The organism is Pseudomonas sp. HMSC08G10, assembly GCF_001808425.1.
Classification (GTDB): domain Bacteria; phylum Pseudomonadota; class Gammaproteobacteria; order Pseudomonadales; family Pseudomonadaceae; genus Aquipseudomonas; species Aquipseudomonas guariconensis.
This window is the reverse complement of sequence record NZ_KV793332.1, coordinates 89,425-104,725: the sequence shown is the minus strand read 5'-3', so window position 1 is coordinate 104,725 and position 15,301 is coordinate 89,425. Positions and strand designations below refer to the sequence as shown.

The following is a 15,301-nucleotide window of genomic DNA, read 5'->3' as shown; positions in this document are numbered from 1 at the left end:
TAGGCTGGCCATGGGGCAACAACCCCAATGGTCCGGGCAGGAGTTAGATTAAGGGGAAAGTAAGAAATTACTCGGCATGTTGTTGATATGAAGAGCAATGTGAGAGTAATAGCCATGCAGCGCCATCCATCCAACACAAATCTGAGCCTTCACTACGATGAGACCTTCGAAGGTCTTCCGGTTATGGTCGATAAAGGCCCATTCATATACGAAAATCTGGCAAAGCTTAAATTGACTATGGAGCGTGCTCTTGGTCAGTACCCACGCGTATTCGCATTTCGGTGCGATCTACGCTTTCCTGCACACGTGCAGCTAGGTGATCAGGCTTACGCGAATGCCATGATTGGCAGTTTCATCGAATCGTTTAAAGCCAAGGTTGCACACAATCGCCGTATGGCCGCTCAGGAGAACAAGCGTGCTCATACCAGTGAGGTTCGCTACGTATGGGCCAGGGAGCAGGGGCAGGGAAGCCAAGTACACCACTACCACCTGCTCATCCTGCTGAATCAGGATGCGTTCTACACGCTTGGCAAGCTGGAATCCGAGAGTCAAAACATGTTTCATCGGCTTGAGGGGGCATGGGCCAGCGCGCTGGGGCTACCGGTTACCGCTGTGCGAGGCTTGGTCGAAGTACCCGATAACGCAACGTACCGCATCCGTCGTGATGAGCCTATGGGGCAAGTGGAGCTGTTTCACAGGGCAAGCTATCTCTGCAAAGCGGCAACGAAGGTCTATGGCCATGGTCATCATGGGTTTGGATGCAGTCGTATCTAAAAGAAAAATGAAGTCAGATCGCAGCCGAGTGCCCCGATAGTGGGGCACTCGGCTGTAGTCGATGGTGGGCCTTACTCTTGGCGGCAAACCACGCGAAGAGATCCCTGATTACTTCGTCGGAAGGAGCTGGGAATGCTCATGGCCTTCATCTCGGCGAACCAGTTTATGCAGCCGCAGTTTGAACTGGATAAGGCACATGCCAATTATGCTGCCGGTCTGCAGTCCGGAATGCGCATCACCATGACTTGTCGTGGGCGTGGTGATGTGGCGAAAACCCCCATGTCGGACGAGTGCGTACCGTCGAACTGACTGTGGCGATAAATGCACAGGGTGCGGCTTTACCCGTGCCCTACCAGTGGATAAGGTGACGAACTTCGCAGAATGGCAGGTCGTGGTATTCCAGGGATGGCCCCCAAAGGCGCTGGCGCTCCAAGCGCCTGCCTCAGAGCCTCCGTCCGGTTTCCCCCTCTCGTTCGTTTGCCACCAGTTTTGAGTATTGGCCGGCCCATCTGATGGTGGGCGGCATGGGGAGTGTTTTGCATGAGTGATTTGGCACAGGCGTTGCTGGCGGCAGTACCGGAAGACGGCAGCAGCATCGGCAATCAGGCCCTTTATGAGCGGCTCAAGAGCCAGTTCACCGGCTTGAGTGAAGAGCAGTTCTGGGAATCGCGCGACGCGCTGATCGGTGAGGGCGTATTGGTCAAAGGGCGCGGGCGTGGTGGCTCCGTGCTGCGCGCCCAGGCCGCAGGTGCCAGCCTGGCGGCTCAGGCGCTGAGCAAGGCGCGCGAGCGTTTCGAACCGGCGGTGGCCGAAGTATCTGCTAGCTATGTCGTCGAGGCGGCAGCCAGCAAGGCCAAGGTGGCCAAGGTGCAGCCCGCCACCGGCATCGAGGACATGAAGAGAACCCTCTGGGCCACTGCCGACAAGTTGCGCGCCAATATGGACGCCGCCGAGTACAAGCACATCGTGCTCGGGCTGATCTTCCTCAAGTACATCTCCGACAGCTTTGCCGGCCGCCGCGAAGAGCTTACGCACAAGCTGCTGGATGAAAACGACGACTACTACCTTGGCGACGATGACCCGGAAGCGCTCAATGCCGAGCTGGAAGACCGGGACTACTACCGCGAGGTCAACGTGTTCTGGGTGCCGGAAGTGGCGCGCTGGGAGTCGATTCGTGCCGCCGCCAAACAGGTGGATATCGGCAAGCGCATCGACGATGCCTTGGCCGCCATCGAGGCAGAAAACCCACGTTTGAAGAACATCCTCGACAAGCGCTACGCCCGCGCCCAATTGCCGGATGGCAAGCTCGGCGAACTGGTGGACCTTATCTCCACCATCGGCTTTGGCGATGACACCAGTAAGGCCCGCGACCTGCTTGGCCAGGTCTACGAATACTTCCTCGGCCAGTTTGCCAGCGCCGAAGGCAAGAAGGGCGGGCAGTTCTATACCCCGGCCAGCATCGTGAAAACCCTGGTGGCGGTGCTCAACCCGCACCACGGCAAGGTCTATGACCCCTGCTGTGGCAGTGGCGGCATGTTCGTGCAGTCAGAGAAATTCATCGAAGCCCACGGCGGCAAACTGGGCGACGTGTCCATCTACGGCCAGGAATCCAACCCCACCACCTGGCGCCTGGCGGCGATGAACCTGGCCATTCGCGGCATCGACTTCAACCTGGGCAAGGAGCCGGCGGATACCTTTATCCGCAACCAGCACTCAGACCTGCGTGCTGACTTTGTACTGGCCAACCCGCCGTTCAATATCAGCGACTGGTGGCACGGCAGCCTGGAAGGCGACCCGCGCTGGGTCTATGGCACCCCACCGCAAGGCAACGCCAACTACGCCTGGCTGCAACACATGCTTTACCACCTCAAACCCAACGGCCGCGCCGGCATCGTGCTGGCCAACGGCTCCATGAGCTCCAGCCAGAACAGCGAAGGCGAGATTCGTAAAGCCATGGTCGAGGCCGACGTGGTGGAAGTGATGGTCGCGCTGCCCGGCCAGTTGTTCTTCAACACCCAGATTCCCGCCTGCCTGTGGTTCCTCACCAAACAGAAAACCGCCCGCCCCGGCGAAGTGCTGTTTATTGACGCGCGCAAACTCGGCACCAGCGTCAGCCGCGTGCAAATCGAGCTGACTGACGCTGATATCGAACGTATCGCGCAAACCGTCGCTAACTGGCGAGGCGAGCCACTGGATGTAGGTGGCGAGATTGCCGAGTACCAGGACATCGCCGGCTTCTGCCGCAGCGTCAAAATCAGCGAAATCGCCGAGCACGGCCATGTGCTGACGCCGGGCCGCTATGTCGGTGCCGAAGAGGTAGAGGATGACGACGAAGCCTTTGCCGAGAAGATGCAACGGCTGACCCAGCAGCTTGGTAAGCAGATGCAGAAGGGCGCGGAACTCGATCAGTTGATCCGGCAGAAGCTGGGAGGGTTGGGGTATGAGTTCTGAGTGGCAGACAACAACGTTTGCTGAAGCTCCGTTTACGGTAATCGATGGGGATCGGGGAGCAAACTATCCGAAGCAACATGAGTTCACCTCGGCTGGGCACTGTTTGTTCCTGAACGCAGGGAACGTGACCCTCGGCGGATTCGTGTTTTCCGATTGTGCTTTCATAACTGAGGAAAAGGATTCGCTCCTCCGTAAGGGAAAACTTGTTCGACACGACCTTGTACTTACAACGCGTGGAACGGTTGGAAACGTTGCTTATTTTTCGGATGAGGTGCCGTTTTCGCACATCCGCATTAACTCTGGGATGGTAATTTTTCGGCCTGATCAGGCTAGGATTGATCCTTATTATCTGTACTTGTTTTTGCGATCTAAGAACTTTAACGATCAAGTTGCTTTCCTGACCTCTGGCAGCGCCCAACCTCAGCTTCCAATTCGCGACATGAATCGCGTTGAGATGCCCCTTCCTCCTTTGGAGGATCAACGCAAAATCTGTTCGATCCTCCGCGCACTCGACGACCGCATAACCCTGCTACGCGAAACCAACGCCACGCTGGAAGCCATCGCCCAGGCGCTGTTCAAATCCTGGTTCGTCGATTTCGACCCCGTGCGCGCCAAGGCCGAAGGGCTCGAACCCCAAGCCATGGACGCCACCACCGCCGCCCTGTTCCCCGATAGCTTCGAAGAGTCTGAACTGGGGTTGGTGCCGAGGGGGTGGGCTGCCGTCACGATGGCTGATGTTTCAACCGTCGGCATAGGAAAGACACCTCCTCGCAAAGAATCGCAATGGTTCAGTGAAGACTTGCGTGATGTGCGCTGGGTGTCGATTCGGGACATGGGAGCTTCAGGTGTGTACGCACGCCAGACCAGTGAGTACCTGACGCCTGAAGCAGTAGAGAAATTCAATGTTCGTCGTATACCCGACAACACAGTGCTCATGAGCTTCAAGATGACCATTGGCCGTGTCGCAATCACGGACGGTGAAATGACTACCAATGAGGCGATTGCACATTTTCGTCTTGATGCAGACTCGCCACTTTCAGCGGAGTACATCTATTTACATTTGAGTCAGTTTGACTTTTCAAGGTTGAGCAGTACTTCCTCAATTGCTGATGCTGTGAACTCAAAAACAGTGCGTGAAATACCGATACTGGTTCCCGGTAAGCAGGTAGCTGCAGCATTTCAGGATCAAATCAGCACCGTGTTTGCGATTTTGAAGAAAAATGAGCAGCAAGCCCAAACCCTCACCCAGCTCCGCGACACCCTCTTACCACGCCTGATCTCCGGCCAGCTGCGCCTGCCCGAGGCAGAACAAGCCGTTGAGGAGGCGCTGGCATGAGCACCCCGGCCACTATTATCGATCTGCTCGATGCCGTGCGTATTCGTGCAGCCTCCCTGGCCGAAGCCAAACAGCGCTACGCCGCAGAGCTGGCCCCGGACTTTAACCTGGTGGATCACCTGCGCAATAACGAGGTGGCGTTGTCGCGCTACCTCGGTTTGTTGCTGGATACCCAAGGCGTGCACGGCCAGGGTGAACTGTTTTTGCGCGGCCTGCTGCAGCGACTGGGGCAACCTGGTTTTCAGCCGCAGGATCTGCTGCGCGTTGAGCTGGAACAACGCACCCACAGCGGCCGTTTCCTCGACATCTACCTTGAGTTTCGCGGTGGCGTGATCGGCATCGAAAACAAGCCGTGGGCCGCCGATCAGGACAAGCAGCTGGAAGATTACGCACGCTTTCTACAGCTGTCGGCCCGAGGCGGGCAGTGGCTGCTGGTGTATGCCTGCAACTGGGAACCTTCCGAAGCCAGCTTGAACCTGGCACAGCGTGAAGCACTGGAGCAAACCGGCAACTTCTTGCGCCTGGATTTTTTACAGATTGCCGAATGGCTGGATGACAGCGCCTGCCACACCCGCGCCCCGAAAGTGCGGCTGTTTGTGGAAGCCCTTAGCGCTTATGTGCGCCAGCAGATTAATGGAGAGATTGATGTGAGCGAGGCTGAGCAAATCAAGGCGGTGATCCTGCAAAAGCCGGAGCACCTGGAGGCGGCGTTAAAAGTAGCGCTGTCCATCGATCAGGTGAAAAGTCAGTTACTGACTGAGTTTCACCGGGCCTTGGCGCAAGCACTCGAAGCCCATGGCTTGGAGCTTGTATGGAAAGAGCAGCTTTTGATGAGAGGGCAAAAGTACGCAGGGTTTGGGGTAAAGCTACACCCGGCGCATCAATTGCAGCTGTGCTTTGAGTTCGGTGATGTCCGGTTAAATTCGCTGGAGTGGGGCATTTGTCGCAACGATGAGACGATCCACGTCAACGAAATTGACGCCGAGACAATCGCTCAGGCGATGGAGGTTGCCTTTGGCCCTGGTTACCGCAGTTTGCCTTGGTGGCCCTGGTACCCTGGCACTGGTAATCGCGACAGCGTATTGCATGAAAGCGAGCGCGACTGGGCAACCTCGGCCGAGCCTTGGGTGCGAATACAGGATGACAGCGAGCAAGGTTTGGTGTCGCGCATCGTTCAGCTCGCGCTTAAAACTCAGCACGCGCTGGCCGAAGTGCATGACGCGATGTGTCTGCATCCCGAGCGTTAAAAGTTGTGTAATTAGTCATATTTATAAAAGGTTAAAGGATCACAGCATGCAGACCTTCGAAGCCACGCTGGATCAGCTGCTGGAAAAACGCCGGGCGCTGGCGCAGGATATGCTGCATGGAGCATCGGAGATTCAGGTGGCGGAGTTTGGTGAGTTGTTGAGGGCGAAGGGATGAATGAGCCCATTGAGGAGCGCGAGGCTCTCTGGGATAAATTTATACGGCGTTGGCCACTTGATCAATTAACGACCTTAACTCTTGAAGACTACAACCAGGTTGGGGCTGATGATTCATTCTGTCGGTGGTTAGAGAAGCATCTTGAGTCTCTTGGCTCTATTTGGGGTGGATCGTCTCTCAAGTTCGGCATCTACTCGCGCGCCAATACGGGAAAAGACCCGAGCGGGCAGAACGGCGTAACGGCCAATGGGCGCTATGCCTGGTATAGCCGTTACGGGCAGAGCGAAGAAGTAGCCTTTGCCCGGGTTCGCGATTTGATTGTTGCAACCGCCCAGGCCGCACGCGAGGGGCGCTTGCAGGCTATCGAAGCCATCGACCTGTGGCCGATTCTGAAGTGGAAAATTGCCTTTCTTTACCAGAACCGCCAGCAGCCGACGGTGCTGCCGATTTACCTGCGCAAATACCTGGCGGCGGCGCTGACAGGGCCGGTGCCGACCACGCACGCCGAGCTGTATCGGGTGTTGCTGGCTGAACGCGGTAACAAGCCGCTGCTGGCCTATGCCGATGCGGTGTATGAGCGTGGGCAAGTGGCACTTCAGCATCAGCAGCGGGTGGCGGTGCTGGAGCACTTTGCTGGGGCGGCGGACCTGGCGGCACGCTTACAGACCGCCAATGCGACGCTGGCGTTTTGTGATCTGGCGCTTGCTCTGCATGAGCAGGGTTTGGACTGGTGGATTACCGAAGCTGGGGCGATTCATGCCGGGCGCACTGAGGACTTTCGTGTTTGGCAGGTGGCTTTGGGCTTGCGCGTGGATGTTGGCGCCGAGCTGACGCGCGTTTGTGTGCCGGGCGAAGGCGGAGAGCAGTGGCACGTGCTGGAGGAGGCGCTGGTCGATTCGCTGATCGAGTCGGTAGCCCGCCACAGCGCGCAATGGCCCAAGCCCGCAAGGGCGGCTTACTGGCCGGATGACTACGACAACATGGCTGATCGGTTGGTAATCACCCTGACGGATGGGGCTATTCGCAATGGTTACCTGAGTGTGCCGAAGCTGCAGCGTTTGTTCCCTGAGGCGTGCCTGGGTGAAAGCGATCAGCCGGCTTCGCGCCTGTTTACCCTGCGCTTGCCTGACGGCCGCACTGAGCAGACTCAGGTGTTGAAGCAGCACAAGCGTATCCAGGCACGCTTCAACAGCCTGTTCGCTGCCAATGGTCTGCAGGCCGGGGATCAAGCGGTACTGAGCAAGCTCGCCGAGTTCGATTACCAGCTGAGTTTCAGGCGTGCTGGGCAGCAGGATGCGACCGCCGTGCCCCAAGTAAAAGATGTGAGAAAGGAGATGCCCGTGCGCGATGTGCCGCTTAATCAGATCCTCTTCGGCCCACCGGGCACTGGCAAAACCTACGCGACCGTCGAGGCAGCGCTTGAGGTGCTCGATCCTGACTATCTGCACGTACATCGAGAGAGTCGCGTGGCGCTTAAACAGCGCTTTGACGCCTTGGTTGCTCAGGAGCGTATTCGCTTCGTTACCTTCCATCAGAGCTTCAGCTATGAAGATTTCGTCGAGGGTCTGCGGGCGACCACTGATGAAAGTGGCGGGCAACTGCGCTACGAAGTGGTGGATGGCGTGTTCAAGTCGCTGTGTGAAGCGGCGGCGGCCAAGGTGACACAGCGCGCCGAGGCGCCCACGGAAATCGGTCAACGACGCATCTGGAAAATGTCGTTGGGCAACACCCTGGGTGAGGACGCCAGCATCTATCAGGAGTGCCTGGAAGGTGGCTATGTGCTGCTGGGCTACGGTGGGGCGATCGACTTCTCCGGTTGCAACTCTCGCCAGCAGGTACAGGAGCGTTTTGCGCAAGCAGGCATTACGCCGGAGAACCTGGCTACGGACTACGGCATCACCAGCGTCACGACCTTCGTCTCGCGGATGAAGGTGGGCGATTTGATCGTGGTCTCCGATGGCAATTTCAAGTTGCGCGCCATCGGTGAGGTGACCGGCGATTATCAGTTCAAGCCACATCCGGACTTTGCTGCTGACTATTCCCAGATGCGCCCGGTGAAATGGCTGCGCCAGTATCAGCCCTCGCTGCCGCACACCGAGTTGCTTAATGGGCAGTTCAGTCAGATGACGCTGTATGAGCTGCGGAGCCCGACGCTGGATGACGAAAAGCTAAAGGCGTTGCTTGGGGCGGCTCCGCCAAAGGGGGCATTCTTCCCGGGCCAAGTATTTGGTCGTGATTACCAGGTGGTGCGGGCAACGGCTGATCTGTTGGAGCTGAAGAAGCCAAATGGCAATTTGCTGCCCTTCTCGATGAGCCTGCTGAATGAACTGCTTGAGGGGGTTCGTTCGAACAAGATCTCGCTACAGGATATTCGCGATAAAACAGCGGTTGAGAAGCTTTCGGGCTCTGGGCTGGAGCCATTTTTAGTCAATGGGTACAACAGCATCCTGGCTGCCTTAGTGGAGCATTTGCTGGAGGGCGGTCAGGCACCTGTCTCCGCAGGGCCAGATAACGAGGTCCGGGTGCTCATCATTGACGAGATCAACCGCGGCAATATTTCGCGCATCTTCGGCGAGCTGATCACGCTGATCGAGGAGTCCAAACGCGAAGGGGGCGGTGAGGCGCTGAGCGTGACGCTGCCCTATTCAAAAGAATCGTTTAGCGTGCCGAAGAATGTGTACCTGATCGGCACCATGAACACGGCTGACCGCTCACTGGCCGGCCTGGATATCGCCCTGCGCCGGCGCTTTGTATTCCGTGAGATGCCGCCTTGCCCCGAACTGCTGGATGATGTCGAGGTGGCAGGGCTGAACATTGGCCAGCTGCTACGGGTCATGAACCAGCGTATCGAGGTGCTTCTGGACCGGGATCACTGCCTGGGGCATGCCTACTTTATGCCGTTGAAGAATGACCCCAGCCTGGCCCGGCTGGAGCAGATCTTCCGCAATCAGATTCTGCCGCTGTTGCAGGAGTACTTCTTCGAGGATTGGGAGCGTATCAGCTGGGTGTTGAACGACCAGCAAGCGGCCAGCAAGGGCACGAAGCCCTTTGTTCGCCGCCCGCAGAGTGAGCAGAGCCTGGCGGCGCTGTTCGGCAGCCAGGTGGCAGAGAAGCTCAGCGACCAGCGCTGGGAACTGAACGATGCCGCTTTTGCTTCGCTGGCCAGCTATCAGAACATTCTGGGCTGAGTATCGTGGCCAGCCAGCAGGTAACCATCCGCGAATACGCCCGGCTGACCACCGCTGAGGTGGAGCCTTCGCTCGATCTGGCGCAGGTGTCGCAGAGCGCCTTCGACTGGCTGTGCGAACTCAGCGCCGGCTTTAGCCGTGGTGGCGCCACGCTGCTGCAGGTGGATGGGCGGCAGACGCTAAAATGGGATTCCTATGTCGGCGTGCTGGAGACACCCTGCGGCACCCGCCTGGAGATTCTGCCCAAGCACCATGAGCAGGGTGACTGCGTGCTGAAAGGGCGGCAACTGCTGCGCAAGCTGATCCAGCACTCTTTGCAACTCAAGCCCCGCGAGGCCTCGCTGGCCAGCCTGGAGCTGTTCAAGGCACCGCTCAGCGAGTGGGTGATGGCGCAGTTTCTGGCGGAGCTGGATTTGTTGGTCAAGCGCGGTGTGCGCTTCGACTACCAGCGTATCGAGGAAGAACAGCGCTTTCTGCGTGGTCAGCTCAATGTGGTGGCGCAGATGCGCCAGCCGCCTGGGCGCCAGCATCATTTCCAGATTCGCCACGATGTGTTCCTGCCGGACCGTGCGGAAAACCGACTGCTTAAGCTGGCGCTGGAACAGGTGGCCAAAAGCACGCAGGACGCCGCCAACTGGCGTCTGGCCAATGAGCTGCGGACGATGCTGCTGGAGGTGCCGGCCAGCCGGCAGGTGAACCAGGACTTTCGGGCATGGAGCCGTGACCGGCTGATGGCGCATTACCAGGCTGTGAAACCCTGGTGCGAACTAATCCTCAATCAGCGGATGCCCATGGCGGTGAGCGGTGAGTGGCGCGGCATGAGCCTGCTGTTCCCGATGGAAAAGCTGTTTGAGTGTTACGTGGAAGGCTGGCTGCGTAAGCAGTTGGCGCCTGCGGCACGCTTAACCAGCCAGGCCAGTCGTGCCTACCTGTGTGAGCATGACCAGGGGCGGATGTTCTGCTTAAAGCCGGATCTGCTGATCGATACGGCTGAGCAGCGTTGGATTCTCGATACCAAGTGGAAGCGGGTGGATACCCATAAGTCGGATAAGAACTACGACTTGAGTCAGAGCGATTTCTATCAGCTTTTTGCCTACGGTCATAAGTACCGAGATAAAGGTGTACCCCAGCTGGTGCTGATATACCCGTATTGGTCGGGTCTGCGGACAGCGCTACCGGTGTTTGATTTCGGCGAGGATATGCGGTTGTGGGTTTTGCCTTTTGATCTGGATGCCGATTGCTTGGTTGATGCGGAGAAAGCGACTTTACCTTTGAACCTCGCCTCATTTGCTCGCGCCAGCTAGGCACATCTTTCTATACACGAAACGCGATTAAAGAGATTTCTATGAGCTCAGGGATCAGCCAGAAGCTACAGAGCAGCCGTAAAGAGCTGCTGGATATCGGGCTTCGCAACAACATGCTCAACTTCCGCAAAACAGCGAAGACCTTGATGGTGGTCGATGAGCTGTCCGAGGAGGTTTTTAACATTCTCTATCGCCAGGAAAAGGCCATGACCTTTGCGCCGATGGCGCGCAAGAAACTGGCTGAACTGGCAAAGGCTACAAAGCCGGAGGAGGCAGAGGCTGACACTGCCAGTGACGCAGAGTTGCTGCACGAACTGGATAGCCTGGACTGGTCCAGCGTCGCTGGCGAGGGCGATGAGGATGAATCAGGCAGGGCCCGTCGCCATCTAGATACCCGCTTGCAGACGGCCATCGATGATGAGCGTCTGTTCCTGCAGCTGTTGAAGATCCACACCGAGGCTAAAGGCTTTATCGAGGAGCAGGGGGTGAACACGCTGTTCCTGGCCCTGGGCTTTTTGCATTGGTACGAAGCGGATAGCTCGGAAAATCTGCGCAAGGCCCCTCTGATACTGCTGCCGGTCAGCCTTGAGCGCAGCGGCGCCAAAGATGCCTTCAAGCTGAAGTATTCGGGTGACGAGCTGATGGCGAACCTTTCTCTGGTTGCCAAGCTGAAGACTGACTTCGGCCTGGATATGGCCGCCTGCGGGTTTGACGAGGACAGCTTCGCCACCGATGAGCGCAGTCTTGAGCGCTTCTATGGTGAAGTGGCTGATGTGATCAGCAAGCAGTCACGCTGGAAGGTCGCCAGTAACGAGATCGCCCTGGGTTTCTTTTCCTTCGGCAAGTTTTTGATGTTCAAGGATCTTGACCCGAAGAGCTGGCCGGAAGAGAAACAACCGGACGCCAATGGCGTGATGAAGCGTCTGCTGGGCTCAGGCTTCGGGGATAGGCCCGCAGCGTATGCAGAAGATGTAAACATCGACTCGGTGATCAAGCCGGGCGATGTGCGTTTTGTGAAGGACGCCGACAGTAGCCAGACCGAGGCGATTCTGGAGGTGCGCGAGGGTTCCAATCTGGTAATCCAGGGGCCGCCCGGCACAGGCAAGTCGCAGACGATCACCAATATCATCGCGGAGCTGATCGGCCAGAAGAAAACGGTGCTGTTCGTTGCCGAGAAGATGGCCGCGCTCGAGGTGGTCAAGCGTCGTCTGGATGAGAGTCATCTGGGCGATGCTGTCCTTGAGTTGCATAGCCACAAGGCCACCAAGCAATCTGTGCTCAAGGAGTTGGGGCGTACTCTGGATCAGGGGCGACCACTGACCAAGGTCGGTGAGGAGGATCTTGCGAGCTTGAAAGAGCTACAAGATGCTCTTAACCAGTATTGCGAGGCTGTGAGCTCCTCCGCAGGAGCAAGCGGTTTGCCCTTTGTTGACGTACTCGGCCGCTACCTGAAACTGAAACGAGTTCATGCAGGGTTGCCGGTCATTTCTTTTGCGCCTATGGCGGACTGGGGTTTTGCCGAGCAGCAAAAGCGGCGAGCGTTGGTTGAGGAGCTGGTGCTTCACCTTGAGGAAATGGGGCGCCCCGACCGGAACGTCTTCTGGGGAAGTCAGCGCACCTTCTTCTCGCCTATCGAGCAGAGCAGTGCAAATGATGCACTGCAGTTGGCGAGCTCCCATCTCAGCGCGTTGCAGGCGGCTACTGCCGCACTTTCTGAACGGTTAATGCTGACTCAGCCCGCCACCCTGTCTGATGTGGATGTGGTTTGCCGGGCTGCACGGCGTGCTGCCGAGGCTCCGCGACTGGAGGGTGTCCAGCTATCTACGGGGGAGTGGCAGTCAAGACGTGATGTCATTCGCGAACTGCTGGAGGCAGGAGAGCGTATGACGGCGTGCCGCACTCGGCATGACAGCCAGTTGATCGACGCTGCTTGGGAGCAGGATCTGCTGGATGTCCGGCAGAGCCTTCAGGAGTACGGCAACAAGTGGTGGAAAATCTTTTCGGGGCGCTTCCGTGCTGCCCGGGCGCGTCTGCAGGGGCTCGTTCGGGAAGCCTTGCCCAAGACCAATGCGGGTATGCTGGAGCTGGTGGACTCGGTACTGACTTATCAGCAGTGCAAGAAGGTGTATGACCAGCATGAGGCATTGGGTAGCGCGTTGTTCGGTGCCCAATGGCAGCGCCAGAAAACGGATTGGGCAGTACTTGAGCGTTTGAGCGCCTGGGTAATCAAGCTGCATGACGATCTGGGAAATGGACAGATTCCCCAAGGCATCATCGCCTTTCTGGCCGGGCATGCCGATGCCAGTGGCTTGGGGGATGCGGTAAACGCAATAGAACAGCATGTTGCCGGGTTGGACAAGGCGCTACTCAGTGCGCTTGAGGTGACCGGCATGCAGGCGGAAAACGCCAACGCTGACGTGAGAAAGCTGGGTCTGGCGGCTCTCGGCGAGCGTTTGCGACAGTGGCAGGGAGGACTGACCTCGCTTTACCAGATGGCGCGGTTCAATGTCCTGGCGCAGCAGATACGCGACATTAAGCTCGACGAGTTGCTAGAAATTGCCATCAGCAGTGATGAGCCCAGGCAGCTAACTGCCATTTTGGACTTATCCTGGTATTCGGGGCTGGTGCAGCGGGTCTATGCCGAGAAACCAGCGTTGCAGCAGTTCGACCGCATTAAACACGAGCACCAGATCGCGCGGTTCAAATCCCTCGATCTGGCTTCGCTCAATCATGCGCAAACGCACTTGGCTAAACAGGTCTGGGAGGGGATGCCCAATATCAATCAGCCTGGGGAAATGGCTGTACTGCGCGCTGAACTGAACAAGAAGCGCCGGCATATCCCGATCAGGCAGCTGATTGAGAAGGCGGGGCGCGCGATTCAGCAGATCAAGCCTGTTTTCATGATGAGCCCCATGTCGATCGCGAACTTTCTACCTCCAGGAAAGCTGGAGTTCGATGTGGTGGTCTTCGACGAAGCCTCCCAGGTGAAGGCTGTCGATGCATTCGGCGCCATCATGCGCGGTAAGCAGGTGGTTGTGGTCGGGGATACCCGGCAGATGCCCCCTACCGATTTCTTCAGCCGTGATGTCGAGTTGGATGACGAGGATGCGGCGACCGCCGACATTGAAAGCATCTTGAGCATGTTTAAGGCCGCAGGTAGCCAGGAGCGCTATCTCCGCTGGCACTACAGAAGCCGGCATGAGTCGTTGATCGCGGTTTCCAACGTCGAGTTCTACGACAGCAAGCTGGTGGTGTTCCCCTCTGCGGGCCAGCATCCGCACGCCAGTGGAGTGAGCTTCGATTATCTGCCGGATGCGCTATATGACCGGGGGCGAACCCGCACCAACAAGGGTGAGGCCAAGGCTGTTGCGCAGGCCGTTATGCAGCACGCGATCCAAACGCCAGAGCTATCGCTGGGGGTTGCTGCATTTAGTGTGGCGCAGCGAGACCTGATCCAGGTTGAGATCGAGTTGCTGCGCCGGCAGATGCCTGAGGCCGAGGCGTTTTTCACTTCGCAAGGGAGCGAGCCGTTCTTCGTCAAGAACTTGGAGAACATCCAGGGGGATGAGCGGGACAAGATCTTCATCAGCATCGGCTATGGACGTAACGAGTCTGGCCGAATTGCCAGGGAGTTCGGCCCGTTGAACCGCGAGGGCGGGCACCGTCGACTCAATGTTCTGATCACGCGCGCCAAATTGGCGATGCGTGTTTTCTGCAACTTCAGGGCTGACGAGCTTGAGCTCGATGCGGGGGCCAGTCTCGGAGTGAGAGCGTTGAAAAACTTCCTCAAGTACGCCGAGACGGGTGTGCTTGAAGTCGCACGAGAGACAGGCAAGGCGGCAGATTCGCCGTTTGAGCTGGAGGTGATAGAGGCATTGCGGGAAAGAAACTACGAGGTGGAGCCTCAGGTAGGCACCGCGGGCTACTTTATCGACATCGCAGTCAAGGATCCTGACTATCCGGGGCGCTATGTTCTGGCTATCGAATGTGATGGCGCTGCATATCACAGCTCACGGTCTGCACGTGATCGAGATCGTTTGCGGCAGGGCGTGTTGGAAGGGTTGGGCTGGAACTTCCACCGGATCTGGAGTACGGATTGGTTCCGCAATCCCCAACAGGAAATCATTCGCGCCGTAGCGGCCATTGAGGCGGCTCGCGCGAGGATAGCGGAGGGGCGTCATGCGCTTCCTCAGGTGGCGCCAGAACCGAAGCATGAGATTGTTCGAGGAGCACCGGCAGAAGAGACAGTACCGAGTTCAAGCCAACCATACGTGAAGGCTCGACTGACTCCGGTGGTATCGATAACCGAGTTGCACCAGGAAAAGCCAGAACGATTGATGCAGATGATCCGGACTGTGGTAGAGGTCGAAGCACCAGTGCATGCCAGTGAGGTGACGCGGCGGATTATGGAGGCCTACGGAGTGGCCCGGGCAGGTGCAAGGATTACCAGCGTTGTGGACGAAGCCATTCGCCTCGGTGTTCGGCAGGGCGTGTACCGTGGCCAGGGCAGCTTTGTATATTGCGCGGATAGCCGGCCGGTCCCGATTCGCAGTCGTGCTCACTTGGAATCGGCGGAGCGAAAAATTGAGTGGGTTGCTCCGGAGGAGTTGGATCAGGCATTACTGGAAACGGTAAATCTTGGTTTCTCTATGGGGCGCGAAGATGCAATTTCTGGTGCACTCGGGCTGCTGGGCTTCGGGCGAGCGACATCGAAGATTGCGGGCATCCTTGAGGAGAGAATAGGCGCGCTTGCCGCTCAAGGGCGATTGCAAGTGGTTGATGGGGTAGTCAAGGCAGCCGTTAATTTGGGGTAAATGGCCCGTTAC

The 15,301-nt window shown here is 57.8% G+C and carries 9 protein-coding genes; all 9 read left to right on the top strand.

Translation table 11 applies throughout. From position 1 onward, the window contains the following. Positions 1 to 114: 114 nt before the first annotated feature. The 9 genes from HMPREF3173_RS21545 to HMPREF3173_RS21515 all read left to right on the top strand — a co-directional run bounded on the left by HMPREF3173_RS21545 (position 115) and on the right by HMPREF3173_RS21515 (position 15,289). Complete coding sequence (locus HMPREF3173_RS21545; RefSeq protein WP_070576685.1) at positions 115 to 774, top strand: inovirus Gp2 family protein; 660 nt, start codon at positions 115 to 117, stop codon at positions 772 to 774. A gap of 132 nt (positions 775 to 906) precedes the next feature. Further along, positions 907 to 1,083 carry a hypothetical protein gene (locus tag HMPREF3173_RS24655; protein ID WP_168166401.1) on the top strand — a complete coding sequence of 59 codons (177 nt, stop codon included), beginning with the start codon at positions 907 to 909 and terminating at the stop codon, positions 1,081 to 1,083. Between the two features lie 231 nt (positions 1,084 to 1,314). Beyond that, on the top strand, positions 1,315 to 3,225 hold the full coding sequence (locus HMPREF3173_RS21540; protein WP_070576543.1) for a class I SAM-dependent DNA methyltransferase: 1,911 nt from the start codon (positions 1,315 to 1,317) through the stop codon (positions 3,223 to 3,225). Beyond that, positions 3,215 to 4,561, top strand: a complete 1,347-nt coding sequence (locus HMPREF3173_RS21535; RefSeq protein WP_070576542.1) for a restriction endonuclease subunit S — start codon at positions 3,215 to 3,217, stop codon at positions 4,559 to 4,561. The genes HMPREF3173_RS21540 and HMPREF3173_RS21535 overlap by 11 nt, the downstream gene beginning before the upstream one ends. Next, complete coding sequence (locus tag HMPREF3173_RS21530) at positions 4,558 to 5,808, top strand: PDDEXK-like family protein (RefSeq protein WP_070576541.1); 1,251 nt, start codon at positions 4,558 to 4,560, stop codon at positions 5,806 to 5,808. Before HMPREF3173_RS21535 ends, HMPREF3173_RS21530 begins: the two co-directional genes overlap by 4 nt. A gap of 46 nt (positions 5,809 to 5,854) precedes the next feature. Next, positions 5,855 to 5,983, top strand: coding sequence for a hypothetical protein (locus tag HMPREF3173_RS25165; protein WP_256544541.1), 129 nt, complete (start codon positions 5,855 to 5,857; stop codon positions 5,981 to 5,983). Further along, complete coding sequence (locus HMPREF3173_RS25385; protein ID WP_371906708.1) at positions 5,980 to 9,171, top strand: AAA family ATPase; 3,192 nt, start codon at positions 5,980 to 5,982, stop codon at positions 9,169 to 9,171. Before HMPREF3173_RS25165 ends, HMPREF3173_RS25385 begins: the two co-directional genes overlap by 4 nt. A 5-nt stretch (positions 9,172 to 9,176) precedes the next feature. Next, the gene (locus HMPREF3173_RS21520) at positions 9,177 to 10,475 is read left to right on the top strand and encodes an McrC family protein (protein WP_070576540.1); all 1,299 of its coding nucleotides are present in this window, start codon (positions 9,177 to 9,179) and stop codon (positions 10,473 to 10,475) included. Positions 10,476 to 10,516: 41 nt separating this feature from the next. After that, the gene (locus HMPREF3173_RS21515) at positions 10,517 to 15,289 is read left to right on the top strand and encodes a DUF3320 domain-containing protein (protein ID WP_070576538.1); all 4,773 of its coding nucleotides are present in this window, start codon (positions 10,517 to 10,519) and stop codon (positions 15,287 to 15,289) included. Positions 15,290 to 15,301 lie beyond the last annotated feature (12 nt).

Bases quoted from the DNA above. Each gene is read 5' to 3' on its own strand.
- HMPREF3173_RS21545 (WP_070576685.1), top strand. From the start codon at position 115: ATGCAGCGCCATCCATCCAACACAAATCTGAGCCTTCACTACGATGAG.
- HMPREF3173_RS24655 (WP_168166401.1), top strand. From the start codon at position 907: ATGCTCATGGCCTTCATCTCGGCGAACCAGTTTATGCAGCCGCAGTTT.
- HMPREF3173_RS21540 (WP_070576543.1), top strand. From the start codon at position 1,315: ATGAGTGATTTGGCACAGGCGTTGCTGGCGGCAGTACCGGAAGACGGC.
- HMPREF3173_RS21535 (WP_070576542.1), top strand. From the start codon at position 3,215: ATGAGTTCTGAGTGGCAGACAACAACGTTTGCTGAAGCTCCGTTTACG.
- HMPREF3173_RS21530 (WP_070576541.1), top strand. From the start codon at position 4,558: ATGAGCACCCCGGCCACTATTATCGATCTGCTCGATGCCGTGCGTATT.
- HMPREF3173_RS25165 (WP_256544541.1), top strand. From the start codon at position 5,855: ATGCAGACCTTCGAAGCCACGCTGGATCAGCTGCTGGAAAAACGCCGG.
- HMPREF3173_RS25385 (WP_371906708.1), top strand. From the start codon at position 5,980: ATGAATGAGCCCATTGAGGAGCGCGAGGCTCTCTGGGATAAATTTATA.
- HMPREF3173_RS21515 (WP_070576538.1), top strand. From the start codon at position 10,517: ATGAGCTCAGGGATCAGCCAGAAGCTACAGAGCAGCCGTAAAGAGCTG.